The organism is Pseudomonas sp., assembly GCF_049300855.1.
Taxonomy (GTDB): Bacteria; Pseudomonadota; Gammaproteobacteria; order Pseudomonadales; family Pseudomonadaceae; genus Aquipseudomonas.
Map to the genome: position 1 here is coordinate 85395 of NZ_JBAQKH010000035.1, position 12736 is coordinate 98130.

The following is a 12736-nucleotide window of genomic DNA, read 5'->3' on the forward strand; positions in this document are numbered from 1 at the left end:
GCGAGCTTCTCAGGAGTGTAGCCATCAGTAGGAAAAGCGTGGTTGTTTGGTCGGATTCAACGCAAACGCTTCTAAGAAAGGGGCGCTGTATAAGGTTGCGAAAGCTCTGCGGACGCAGGGAGACGGGGAGAAATGCTGATAAATGTGGGAGCGAGCTTGCTCGCGAAAGCGGTATGACTCTCACGATAGGGGCACTGACACTACGCCTTCGCGAGCAAGCTCGCTCCCACAGGAGGGGGGCGTTGTGTCAGAGAGGCAAAGATCTGTCAGCGGGTGCGATAACGCAACCGCGTACCGAAATTCATCGACATCAGAATCTCGTCGGCACTCAGCTCCGGCGGGAAGTACGCCCCGGAAATCTGCGCGTGGGCCAGGCTGGCGCCTTCCAGCGATGCATTGCGAAAATCGATGCCACGCAGATCGGCGGAACGGAAGTACGCGTCCCGGAAATCCACGCCATCGGCGTTCAGTTCACGCAGGTCAAGACCACGGAAGTCGCCACCGACCATATCGATCGGGCCATCCTGTGGGCGCTCTTTGTTGAAACCTGTGATGTCGTCTTTGTGCAGCAAGGCATACAGCGGGGTGTCGAGAAGTTTCGGCTGGCTCATGTCATATCACCGTTGGTTTTATGACGCCAGTATAGTGCCACTATTTGACGACCGTGAAGCAAGCGAGGGCTTCACGGCCGAAATAGTTTCTTACAGGCCTGGCAGGCGCTGACGGATCTGTGCGACCACGGTGTCCAGCGTGCCGGATTCATTGGTCTGCACGCGTTTGCTGCGCAGGATTTCTTCCGGCGTCAGCGCTTCACGATTGGCTTGCTGCGCTTCAATCACGGCCAGGGTGGCGTCGGACGGATCCTTTTGGTCGGCCTGACGGATCGCCAGCCAGTTCTCGATCACCGCTTGTGGTGCGTTGCAGTCGAGGATCAGGAATGGCGTACCGGTGGCCTCGGCGATCTTCGCCGCGTTGTCGCGCTGCTCACGCTTGAGGTAAGTGGCATCGATCACCACCGGGAAACCAGCGTGCAGGATCACTTCCGCGATTTCATGCAGACGCGCGTAGGTCGCGGTGCTGGCGTCGGCACTGTAGATACCGGCCTGCACATCATTGGCAACAGTTTGCTCACCGAACAGACGCTTGCGTTCAACATCGGAGCGCAGGCGGATGGCGCCCAGTGCTTCGACCAGCCGCATGGCCACGCGGCTCTTGCCGACAGCGGAAACGCCGTGGGTGATCGCCATGAAGCGCGAAGGAATGGTGCTGTAGCTTTCCGCCAGGTTGGCGTAGTTGCGGTACTGGCGCAGGGTGGTGGCGCGCTGCACCGGCGTCGCGTCCGCCGGCATGCTGAACAGCGCAACCTTGGCGCGAACCAGGGCGCGGTAGGCTTTATAGAAGTTCAGTACTTCCAGGCCTTGATAGTCGCCAGTCAGCTCCAGGTATTGGCTGATAAAGCGGCGCGCGAGGGACTTCAGGCCACGGTCTTCCAGGTCCATCGCGAGGAAACCGGTGTCGGCCCAGACGTCGGTGAAGCGGAACGGTTCGTTGAACTCGATGCAGTCGAAGATCACCACTTTGCCGTCGATGACGGTGGCGTTGCCCAAGTGGATATCGCCGTGACATTCACGGGTGAAACCTGCGGTCTTGCGCTGAGCGAACAATGGCTTGAGACGCTCGAAACTGCTTTCGGCCCAGGCTTTCAGTGCCTCGAGTTGCAGCAGATCGTTTTTGTCGCTGAGGAACGGCAGGATCTGCTCGAAGTTTTGCGAGACCGGCGCCATCACGCTGTCCGGGGTGCCGGCGTCGTGTTCGGCCGGGACTTTTGGCGCGCTGAGGTGGAAGCGCGCGATCTGCTCGGCCATCTCGTCGATGTGCTGGGTGGTCAGTTCGCCGTTGGCTTGCAAGGTGCTGAGCATGCCGCTCTGCGGGAACTGGCGCATTTTCAGCACGTATTCGATTGCCGCGCCGTCACCGCCCAATTGCGGTGCTTCAACGCTGCCGGTCACCGGCAACACTTCCAGATACAAATCATCAGTCAGACGCTGGTTCAAACGCAGCTCTTCAGCGCAGAAATGCGCACGCGACTCCAGACCGGTGAAGTCGAGGAAGCCAAAATTCACCGGCTTCTTCACTTTATAAGCGAAGGGGCCGGTGAGGATCACCCACGAGATATGGGTTTCGATGACCTGAAACCCCTCCACAGGGTGCGGGTAAAGGGCCGGGTTTTGCAGGGCAGCGATCAGTGATTGGCTCACGGGCGATCCTTCAGAGACGGGGGAAATTCGAGGCGGCCATTATGGCCGCTCGCCAGCCTTACGCAAACCTCGGAGCGCTCCTGTTGAGGATGAATAAAGTGCGTATAATCCGCCGCCATGACTCGAACTCGATCTCCCCGTACCAAGAAAAAACCACCTTCCAGGGGCCTGAGCCCGTGGTTGAGCTGGGCCATTAAACTCAGTCTGGTCGGCCTTGTGGTGCTGGCCGGCTTCGCCGTTTACCTCGATGCCGTGGTGCAGGAGAAGTTCTCCGGCAAGCGCTGGACCATCCCGGCCAAGGTTTACGCGCGGCCGCTCGAGCTGTTCGTCGGACAAAAGCTCAGCAAGGACGATTTCCTCACCGAACTCGATGCCCTCGGCTATCGCCGCGAAGCCGTGAGCAATGGCCCCGGCGCTGCGGCGGTGAATGGCAATACTGTCGATCTGAACACCCGTGGCTTCCAGTTCTATGAAGGTCTGGAAAAGCCGCAGCCAGTGCGCGTGCGTTTCTCAGGCGATTACGTCGCTGAGCTGTCGGCGACCAACGGTTCGAAATTGTCTGTGGTGCGCCTTGAGCCGCTGATGATCGGCGGCATTTATCCGAAAAATCTCGAAGACCGCATTCTGATCAAACTCGATCAGGTGCCGCCGTACCTGCTCGAAACCCTGGTCGCTGTAGAAGACCGCGATTACTACAGCCACTGGGGCGTGTCGCCGAAGTCGATTGCCCGGGCTATCTGGGTCAACACTTCTGGCGGCAAGATGACCCAGGGCGGCAGTACGCTGACCCAGCAGTTGGTGAAAAATTTCTACCTGACCAACGAGCGCAGCCTGACCCGCAAGCTCACCGAAGCAATGATGGCGATGCTGCTGGAGCTGCATTACGACAAGAAGGAAATTCTTGAGGCCTATCTCAATGAAGTCTTCGTCGGCCAGGACGGTCAGCGCGCGGTGCACGGTTTCGGTCTGGCCAGCCAGTTCTTCTTCGGTCAGCCATTGTCCGAGCTGAAACTGCATCAAGTTGCGCTATTGGTCGGTATGGTCAAAGGCCCGTCCTACTACAATCCGCGTCGCAACCCGGAGCGCGCGCTGGAGCGTCGTAACCTGGTGCTCGACGTGCTTGAGCAACAAGGCGTGGCGACGGCCGAACAGGTCGAAGCGGCGAAGAAAATGCCACTGGGCGTAACCACGCGCGGCAAGCTCGCCGACAGCTCGTTCCCGGGCTTCATCGATCTGGTCAAACGTCAGTTGCGTGAAGATTATCGCGACGAAGACTTGACCGAAGAAGGCCTGCGCATCTTCACCAGTTTCGACCCGATCCTGCAGATGAAAGCCGAGGCGTCAGTCAACGACACCTTTAAACGTCTGGCCGGGCGCAAGGGTTCCGACGATGTCGAAGCGGCGATGGTGGTGACCAATCCGGAAACCGGGGAAGTCCAGGCCATGATTGGCAGCCGTCAGGCCAGTTATGCCGGTTTCAACCGGGCACTGGATGCGGTGCGGCCGATCGGCTCGTTGATCAAGCCGGCGGTTTATCTGACCGCGCTGGAGAAACCGAGCCAGTACACCCTGACCAGTTGGCTGTCGGACGACCCGTTGTCGGTCAAAGGCGCGAACGGTCAGGTGTGGAAGCCGCAGAACTATGACCGCCGTTCCCACGGCACCGTGTTCCTGTATCAGGGCCTGGCCCATTCCTACAACCTGTCGACCTCGCGTCTGGGCCTGGAAGTGGGCGTGCCGAATGTGTTGAAAACACTCGGCCGTCTGGGCGTAACGCGTGAATTCCCGGCGTTCCCGTCGATGTTGCTGGGTGCTGGCGGCATGACCCCGATCGAAGTGGCGACCATGTACCAGACGCTGGCCAACGGTGGTTTCAATACCCCGATGCGCGGGATTCGCAGTGTGCTGACCGCCGAAGGCGAACCGCTCAAGCGTTATCCGTTCCAGATCGAGCAGCGCTTCGATCCGGCGTCCATTTATCTGATCCAGAACGCCATGCAGCGGGTGATGCGCGAAGGTACCGGCAGCTCGGTTTATAACGTGTTGCCCAAGACTCTGACGCTGGCCGGCAAGACCGGTACCAGTAACGATTCCCGTGACAGCTGGTTCGCCGGTTTCAGTCAGGATCTGCTGGCGGTGGTCTGGCTGGGGCGCGATGACAATGGCAAGACGCCGTTCACCGGTGCCACCGGCGCACTGCAAGTCTGGACCAGTTTTATGCGCAAGGCCGATCCGCTGCCGCTGGACATGCCGCAGCCGGACAACGTTGTGCAGGCGTGGGTCGACTCGCGTACCGGGCAGGGCTCCGATGCCAACTGCCCGGGGGCGGTGCAGATGCCGTATATTCGCGGCAGCGAACCGCCACCCGGCGCCGCGTGTGCGGGCGAAACGCCTGCCTCCGGCGAATCGGTGATGGATTGGGTCAAGGGCTGGATGAATTAAGCAAAGAGGGTTTCAAGTGAACAAGTGGTTGATTCCAGCGGTGACCGCCGTGGCTTTGCTCAGCGGCTGCTCTACCGTACAGCGTGGTTCGATTCCGGTGGTTGACTCGGGCACTGCCGTGTCCAACAGCGAACGCATCTCGGCCAATGGCGGCTTCCGTCAAACGACCGTGAAGCGTCCTGTGCAAGGCCAGACTCAGGCCATTCCGCAAGGCGATACGGGTGTGGTGGTGATGGTGCCAGGCGGCGGCGCTGCCGTGTCGACACCGATCAGCTCTTCGCCAATCGTGCCGGGCCCGGCATCCGGCGGTATCACGGCGGGGCCGTACAATCCTGCGCCGGCTGACTCCGCGCCGATCAATTCCGGCAGCTACAGCATGCCAACGACGCCGAGCGGGATTCCTTCCGCCAGCAGTGGTGGCGGCCTGTCGGCCGACGAACAACTGGACGGCCCGGTGCTCGCTTTGCTGACCACCGCGCAACAGCAACAGGCCGGCGGCGACCTCAACGGCGCGTCCTCCAGCCTGGAGCGTGCACAGCGCGTCGCTCCGCGTGAGCCGCAAGTGCTTTATCGTCTGGCGCAGGTGCGCATGGCTCAAGGTGATGCACCGCAGGCCGAGCAGTTCGCCCGTCGTGCGCTGACCATGGCCAACGGTCGACCGGACCTGCAAGCCAACCTGTGGGAAATCATCGCTCAGTCTCGTGAGAAACAAGGCGATTCCGCCGGCGCCGCTCAGGCCCGTCAGAAGGCCAAGGTTTCGCTGTGATGGATGCCCGTTTCCCGAAAATCGCCGATCAGCTGTTGCTGATCGAGCGTGAACTGCGCACGCAGGGGTGGTGGGATGAAGCGCAGCCGTCTGCCGAAGCCCTGAGCAGTGTCGAGCCGTTTTCGGTCGATACGCTGGACTTCGAGCAATGGCTGCAATGGATCTTCCTGCCGCGCATGAAGATGATCCTCGAACAGGATCTGCCGCTGCCCAATGCTTCGGGCATTCAGGAGATGGCTGAAATGGTTTTCGCCCAGCGCAATCTGCAGGGCAAGGATCGTCAGCTTCAGGTGCTGCTCAAAGAGTTCGACTTGCTGATCACTGCTTCGCGCTGAATTGGAAACTGCCAGTCGCTACTGGCAGTTTTCACTTATCTGCTTCTGCGCCTCGACGATGCGCTCCTGCCGCTGTGCATCGTCCAGTCGGCGCAATTGCCCCTCCACTTCCTCCCTCAAGCGCGGATTGTTCTGCAATTGCGCAAGGTTCGTCCGCGTCTGCTCACAGAACTGCTTGAGCTGCGCCTGTTGGCCGGCGACCTGTTTCTTCACCTTGTCATCAATCGCCTTCTGATCACCGAGTACGCCACTGCCCGGCATTGCCGCAGGTTTCGGTGGAGGCGAGGAGGGCGTCTGCAAAGTCGTCGACGGCTGACCCGGTGGCGGCTGCGCATCGAAATGGGTCACCCCTTGAGCATCGACCCATTTGTAGATTTGAGCGGCCATGCACCATGGGCTGAGGCCGATCAGCAGTGTAAGGAGGAGCGTTCGCATGCTGATTCCTTGGCAAAATTGCGCAATTGACACTAACAGAGTAGCGGTTTTCAGGTTTTTTCTTGCGTTCTCATGTGCTTACCCACAATTAACCACACAGACGACTTGACTTGGAGAGGGCGAAACAGAAGAATCCAAAGTCCGCTGTAGAGGGACTGCCAGAAGCAGACCCACTCGGTAGATCATGAGGCGCACATCCGCGCCGACCTGTTACACCCGCAACGCGTTACCTCGCGCTGGGTGGGAAAGGCCCGCAACACTTGGGACGATCCCAATACTTGCTCAGTCAGTGCTGACGTAGTCGGCGACCACCGTCGCTCATGCTCTGCCGAGAAGTAAACCTATTAAGACCCGCCCCTTTTTTGTGGACGGTATTCTGGCGTTTTAGAGGTGAACAACGTGGAGCTTTTATCTGGCGGTGAGATGCTCGTCCGCTTTTTGCGTGACGAAGGCGTCAAATATATCTACGGGTACCCGGGTGGTGCTCTCCTGCATGTTTACGATGCCCTGTTCAAAGAACCGGAAGTGACTCACATCCTGGTTCGTCACGAACAAGCGGCAACCCATATGGCTGACGGTTATGCCCGTGCCACCGGTAAAGCCGGCGTGGTATTGGTGACGTCCGGTCCTGGCGCCACAAACGCCATCACCGGTATCGCGACCGCCTATATGGACTCGATTCCAATGGTGATCATTTCCGGTCAGGTGCCAAGCACCATGGTCGGCACCGACGCGTTCCAGGAAACCGACATGATCGGTATCTCCCGGCCGATCGTGAAGCACAGCTTCATGATCAAACACGCTTCAGAAATCCCGGAAGTCATGAAGAAGGCCTTCTACCTGGCGCAATCCGGTCGTCCGGGCCCGGTCGTGGTCGATATCCCGAAAGACATGACCAACCCGGCCGAGAAGTTCGAATACATCTTCCCGAAGAAAGCCAAGCTGCGTTCCTACAGCCCGGCCGTTCGCGGTCACTCCGGGCAAATCCGCAAGGCAGCAGAAATGCTCCTGGCGGCCAAGCGTCCGGTCATGTACTCCGGTGGTGGCGTGATTCTCGGCAACGGTTCTGCACCGCTGACCGAACTGGCAAAAATGCTCAACCTGCCAGTGACCAACACCTTGATGGGCCTGGGTGGTTTCCCGGGTACTGATCGGCAGTTCATCGGCATGCTCGGCATGCACGGCAGCTACACCGCCAACCTTGCGATGCACCATGCTGACGTGATCCTCGCGGTCGGCGCGCGTTTCGACGATCGCGTGATCAACGGCGCGGCGAAGTTCTGCCCGAACGCCAAGATCATCCACATCGACATCGACCCGGCTTCGATTTCCAAGACCATCAAGGCCGACGTGCCTATCGTTGGTCCGGTCGAGAGCGTCCTGACCGAAATGGTCGCGATCCTCAAGGAAATCGGCGAGACCCCGAACAAGGAGTCCGTGGCCAGTTGGTGGAAGCAGGTGGATGAATGGCGCGGTGATCGCGGCCTGTTCCCTTATGAAAAGGGTGATGGCAGCCTGATCAAGCCGCAGACCGTGATCGAAACCCTCTGCGAAGTGACCAAGGGCGATGCCTTCATCACCTCCGACGTGGGCCAGCACCAGATGTTCGCGGCGCAGTACTACACGTTCAACAAGCCGAATCGCTGGATCAACTCCGGTGGTCTGGGCACCATGGGCTTCGGTTTCCCGGCGGCCATGGGCATCAAGCTGAGCTTCCCGGATGACGATGTTGCCTGCGTCACCGGTGAAGGCAGTATCCAGATGAACATCCAGGAATTGTCGACCTGCCTGCAATATGGCTTGCCAGTCAAAATCGTCATCCTTAACAACGGTGTTCTGGGGATGGTTCGTCAGTGGCAAGACATGAGCTACGGCAGCCGTCACTCGCACTCCTACATGGAATCGCTGCCTGACTTCGTCAAGCTGGCTGAAGCCTACGGCCACGTCGGCGTACGCATCACCGAATCGAAAGATTTGAAGTCGAAGATGGCAGAAGCGTTCGCCATGAAGGATCGCCTGGTGGTGATCGATATTTCGGTCGACACCAGCGAGCACGTCTATCCGATGCAGATCAAAGACGGCTCGATGCGCGATATGTGGCTGAGCAAGACGGAGCGTACTTAATCATGCGGCACATTATTTCCTTGCTTCTGGAAAACGAACCCGGCGCTTTGTCTCGTGTAGTCGGCCTGTTCTCGCAGCGCAACTACAACATCGAAAGCCTGACCGTGGCCCCGACCGAAGACCCGACCCTGTCGCGTCTGACGCTGACCACCGTTGGCCATGATGAAGTCATCGAGCAGATCACCAAAAACCTGAACAAGCTGATCGAAGTGGTCAAGCTGGTGGACCTGTCGGAAAGCGCTCACATCGAGCGCGAACTGATGCTGGTCAAGGTCAAGGCCACTGGCGCCCAGCGCGCCGAGATCAAACGCACCACCGATATTTACCGTGGACAGATCGTCGACGTCAGCGCCAGCGTGTATACCGTTCAATTGACCGGTACCAGCGACAAGCTCGACAGCTTCATTCAGTCCATCGGCACCGCATCGATTCTGGAAACCGTCCGTAGCGGCGTGACCGGCATTGCCCGCGGCGACAAAGTACTCAGCATCTAAACCAAATTAGCGAATGGCCTGAACGGCCTGGATATAAAGGGGAAATTCATGAAAGTTTTCTACGATAAAGACTGCGACCTGTCGATCATCCAGGGCAAGAAAGTTGCCATCATCGGTTACGGTTCCCAGGGCCATGCCCAAGCGTGCAACCTGAAAGATTCCGGTGTCGACGTTACCGTTGGTCTGCGTAAAGGTTCGGCCACTGTTGCCAAAGCTGAAGCCCACGGCCTGAAAGTGACCGACGTTGCTTCCGCCGTTGCGGCTGCCGACCTGGTCATGATCCTGACCCCGGACGAGTTCCAGTCCTCGCTGTACAAGAACGAAATCGAGCCGAACATCAAGAAAGGCGCCACCCTGGCCTTCTCCCACGGCTTCGCGATCCACTACAACCAGGTTGTTCCGCGTGCCGACCTCGACGTGATCATGATCGCGCCGAAAGCTCCGGGTCACACCGTGCGTTCCGAGTTCGTGAAAGGCGGCGGTATCCCTGACCTGATCGCGATCTACCAGGACGCCTCGGGCAATGCCAAAAACGTTGCACTGTCCTACGCCGCCGGCGTTGGCGGTGGTCGTACCGGCATCATCGAAACCACCTTCAAGGACGAGACCGAAACCGACCTGTTCGGCGAACAAGCCGTACTGTGCGGCGGTACCGTTGAGCTGGTCAAAGCCGGTTTCGAAACTCTGGTTGAAGCTGGCTACGCGCCGGAAATGGCCTACTTCGAGTGCCTGCACGAACTGAAACTGATCGTTGACCTCATGTACGAAGGCGGTATCGCCAACATGAACTACTCGATCTCCAACAACGCCGAATACGGCGAGTACGTGACCGGCCCGGAAGTGATCAACGCCGAATCCCGTCAGGCCATGCGCAACGCCCTGAAACGTATTCAGGACGGCGAATACGCCAAAATGTTCATCAGCGAAGGCGCAACCGGCTACCCTTCGATGACCGCCAAGCGTCGTAACAACGCCGCTCACGGTATCGAAATCATCGGCGAGCAACTGCGCTCCATGATGCCGTGGATCGGTGCCAACAAGATCGTCGACAAAGCCAAAAACTAAGTCGTCGTCCCTTGTATGAAAAAACGCGGCCTCGGCCGCGTTTTTTCGTTTGAGCGTGTGGTTCTGGTATAAAGCTGCAGCGTTTGTGGCCGAACCGTCGTCCTCAAGCATCTGTCGAATTTTTTCCAAACCGTTGCAAGGTAATGTCCATGAGCGAACGTCCCGAAGAGCCGAACAAGGCTTCTGACGCCGAAAGCCTGCTGCCCATCGATGAGCACATCGAGGAAGGGCACGACGCAGAAGGTCGTAAAGTCCGGCATCGTGGTATCTATCTGCTGCCGAATCTGTTCACCACTGCGAACCTGTTCGCAGGGTTTTACTCCATCATTAACTCGATGAGCGCCCAGGCGGCATTGAGTGCTGGGGATTCCGTCAACGCGAGCAAGTATTTCGCTTTCGCCGCGATCGCGATTTTCGTCGCCATGGTGCTTGATGGCCTGGATGGTCGTGTCGCGCGTATGACCAATACGCAAAGTGCATTCGGTGCCGAGTATGACTCGCTGTCGGACATGGTCGCGTTCGGTGTGGCACCGGCGTTGCTGGCCTTTGGTTGGGCACTGGGTGACATGGGCAAGGTCGGCTGGATGGTCGCCTTCATCTATGTGGCTGGCGCGGCATTGCGTCTGGCGCGTTTCAACACGCAGGTTGGCACGGCCGATAAACGTTATTTCATTGGTCTGGCCAGCCCGGCAGCGGCCGGTGTAGTGGCGGGGATTGTCTGGGCGTTCAGCGATTACGGGATTCAGGGTTCGAAGATGTCGTTCCTGGTCGCATTGATGGTTGCGGCTGCCGGCATGCTGATGGTCAGCAACATCAAGTACAACAGCTTTAAGGAGCTGGACTTGAAAGGACGCGTGCCGTTTGTGGCGATCCTTGCAGTGGTGCTGGTGTTCGCGGTGGTCTTCAGCGATCCTCCGCGCATTTTGCTGCTGGTGTTCCTCGCCTACGCCGCTTCCGGCCCGGTGCAGTACCTGTTGCATCTTCGTCGCCACAAAAAAGCCGAGTGATGTAATTTCCCGCATACTCCGCAGTCTATGGGTGCATCTGTCCTCCAAAGCTGCGGAGTTGTCATGCTGATCAAAGTCCCCAAAGTGTCCGACTGCCATGAGTCGGATGTCACGCCTGAAGCCATTTATCTTTCTCGTCGCCAATTGCTCGGAGCTACCGCTGCCGGTATCGCCGTGGGCAGCCTGCCGCGCTGGGCGAATGCCGAGGATGCAGCGCGATATGCCGATGTCGAGCCGGGCAAGGCACCTGCCTGGTTTTCCGAGAAACTCCCTTCTACTAAATGGGGGGCAGTCAACGTCAAGGATGAGGCGATCACGCCTTATAAAGACGCAACCCACTACAACAACTTCTATGAGTTCGGTACCGACAAGGGCGATCCGGCGGCGAATGCTGGCGCGCTGAAAACCGAACCGTGGAGTGTGGTGATAGACGGAGAGGTGGGTAAGCCGGGGCGGTATGCGCTGGAAGACTTCATGAAGCCGTATCAGTTGGAGGAGCGCATCTATCGCCTGCGTTGTGTTGAGGCGTGGTCGATGGTTATTCCATGGATCGGTTTTCCAATCTCGGCGCTGCTTAAACAGGTCGAGCCGAACGCCAATGCCAAGTACATCCGCTTTGAGACCTTGCAGGATCCCAAGAGCATGTCGGGGCAACGCTCTGGGTTCGCCTTGATCGACTGGCCTTATGTAGAAGGGCTGCGCTTGGATGAGGCGATGAATCCATTGGCCATTCTGGCGGTAGGCATGTATGGCCGCGAGTTGCCGAATCAGAATGGCGCGCCATTACGTCTGGTAGTGCCGTGGAAGTATGGCTTCAAGAGCGTTAAATCCATCGTACGTATCAGTCTGGTCAGCGAGCAGCCAAAAACAACCTGGCAAAGCATTGCGGCAGACGAATACGGGTTTTATGCGAATGTGAACCCGACGGTCGATCACCCACGCTGGACGCAAGCGCGGGAGCGACGATTGCCGAACAGTCTGTTCAAACCGAACGTGCGCGATACGCAGATATTCAACGGCTACTCGGATGAAGTCGCTTCTTTATATACAGGACTCGATCTGCGGAAGAATTACTGATGCGATTTCCGTTGTGGCGTATAGGCGTTTTTATCGCGGCGGCGATCTGGCCGATGCTCTGGTTGTATCAGGCGCTTGAAGATTTGCTCGGGCCGGATCCCGGCAAGGTGTTGGTCGATCGGCTGGGGTTGGGAACATTGGTGTTGTTGCTGATCACCTTGAGCATGACGCCGCTGCAGAAACTCACCGGTTGGGCGGGGTGGATTGCGGTTCGCCGGCAGTTGGGGCTTTGGTGTTTTGCCTACGTGGTGTTGCACCTGTGCAGCTATATGGCATTTATCCTGGGGTTCGATTGGTCGCAACTGGCGGTGGAGTTGCGCAAGCGGCCTTACATAATAGTCGGGGCGTTGGGGTTTCTAGGATTATTGGCGTTGGCGGTGACGTCCAATCGCTACAGTCAGCGTCGTTTGGGGCAGCGTTGGAAGAAGCTGCATCGCCTGGCGTACGTGATTCTGGGCTTGGGTTTGCTGCATATGCTGTGGATCGTGCGCGCGGATCTGGAAGAGTGGGCAGTTTATGCCTTTATAGGGGCGGTGCTTCTGCTGCTGCGTATTCCGCCCGTGATGCGTCGGATCCCGCGGTTGCTGGCTAAAAAGCCGGTTTTGCAAGAAAAGCGAAATTAACGGTTGACGGCAGATCTCAGGTGTCTATAATTCGCCCCACTTCCGGCGCAGTCGAAACGGAAAACTCCTTGAGATTCAATGAGTTATGTAGGTTTCGGCGGTGGGTTGCT

12 protein-coding genes are annotated in these 12736 nt (G+C 58.3%); 9 read left to right on the top strand and 3 right to left on the bottom strand.

The window, feature by feature from the left end:
- Window positions 1-266: 266 nt before the first annotated feature.
- Window positions 267-611 (bottom strand): pentapeptide repeat-containing protein, encoded by a 345-nt coding sequence (locus WA225_RS20075; protein WP_007909940.1) that lies wholly within the window; start codon window positions 609-611, stop codon window positions 267-269.
- Between the two features lie 90 nt (window positions 612-701).
- The gene (locus WA225_RS20080; RefSeq protein WP_422609278.1) at window positions 702-2258 is read right to left on the bottom strand and encodes an AAA family ATPase; all 1557 of its coding nucleotides are present in this window, start codon (window positions 2256-2258) and stop codon (window positions 702-704) included.
- Between the two features lie 117 nt (window positions 2259-2375).
- Between WA225_RS20080 and mrcB the strand changes: the two genes are divergently transcribed.
- Genes mrcB through WA225_RS20095 form a run of 3 tightly spaced genes read left to right on the top strand, consistent with a single transcriptional unit; the run spans window position 2376 to window position 5801 of the window.
- Window positions 2376-4700, top strand: a complete 2325-nt coding sequence (mrcB, locus tag WA225_RS20085) for a penicillin-binding protein 1B (RefSeq protein WP_422609279.1) — start codon at window positions 2376-2378, stop codon at window positions 4698-4700.
- A 16-nt stretch (window positions 4701-4716) separates the two neighbouring features.
- Window positions 4717-5466, top strand: a complete 750-nt coding sequence (locus tag WA225_RS20090; RefSeq protein ID WP_422609280.1) for a hypothetical protein — start codon at window positions 4717-4719, stop codon at window positions 5464-5466.
- A complete protein-coding gene (locus tag WA225_RS20095) occupies window positions 5466-5801 on the top strand; it encodes a YqcC family protein (protein WP_422609281.1) in 336 nt (111 codons plus the stop codon). Before WA225_RS20090 ends, WA225_RS20095 begins: the two co-directional genes overlap by 1 nt.
- A gap of 18 nt (window positions 5802-5819) precedes the next feature.
- On the opposite strand, the gene WA225_RS20100 is transcribed toward WA225_RS20095, so the two are convergent.
- A complete protein-coding gene (locus WA225_RS20100; protein WP_422609282.1) occupies window positions 5820-6236 on the bottom strand; it encodes a DUF4124 domain-containing protein in 417 nt (138 codons plus the stop codon).
- 399 nt (window positions 6237-6635) lie between these two features.
- On the opposite strand from WA225_RS20100, the gene WA225_RS20105 reads away from it, so the two are divergent.
- The 6 genes from WA225_RS20105 to msrQ all read left to right on the top strand — a co-directional run bounded on the left by WA225_RS20105 (window position 6636) and on the right by msrQ (window position 12626).
- Window positions 6636-8360, top strand: a complete 1725-nt coding sequence (locus WA225_RS20105) for an acetolactate synthase 3 large subunit (RefSeq protein ID WP_093434972.1) — start codon at window positions 6636-6638, stop codon at window positions 8358-8360.
- Window positions 8361-8362: 2 nt separating this feature from the next.
- Complete coding sequence (gene ilvN, locus WA225_RS20110; RefSeq protein ID WP_003176102.1) at window positions 8363-8854, top strand: acetolactate synthase small subunit; 492 nt, start codon at window positions 8363-8365, stop codon at window positions 8852-8854.
- 48 nt (window positions 8855-8902) lie between these two features.
- Window positions 8903-9919, top strand: a complete 1017-nt coding sequence (ilvC, locus tag WA225_RS20115; protein ID WP_003228216.1) for a ketol-acid reductoisomerase — start codon at window positions 8903-8905, stop codon at window positions 9917-9919.
- Window positions 9920-10068: 149 nt separating this feature from the next.
- Window positions 10069-10926: a CDP-diacylglycerol--serine O-phosphatidyltransferase gene (pssA, locus tag WA225_RS20120; RefSeq protein ID WP_053123855.1), complete on the top strand. Its 858-nt coding sequence runs from the start codon at window positions 10069-10071 to the stop codon at window positions 10924-10926.
- Window positions 10927-10989: 63 nt separating this feature from the next.
- Window positions 10990-12003 carry a protein-methionine-sulfoxide reductase catalytic subunit MsrP gene (gene msrP / locus WA225_RS20125; protein ID WP_422609283.1) on the top strand — a complete coding sequence of 338 codons (1014 nt, stop codon included), beginning with the start codon at window positions 10990-10992 and terminating at the stop codon, window positions 12001-12003.
- Complete coding sequence (gene msrQ / locus WA225_RS20130) at window positions 12003-12626, top strand: protein-methionine-sulfoxide reductase heme-binding subunit MsrQ (protein ID WP_422609284.1); 624 nt, start codon at window positions 12003-12005, stop codon at window positions 12624-12626. Before msrP ends, msrQ begins: the two co-directional genes overlap by 1 nt.
- Window positions 12627-12736: the final 110 nt, after the last annotated feature.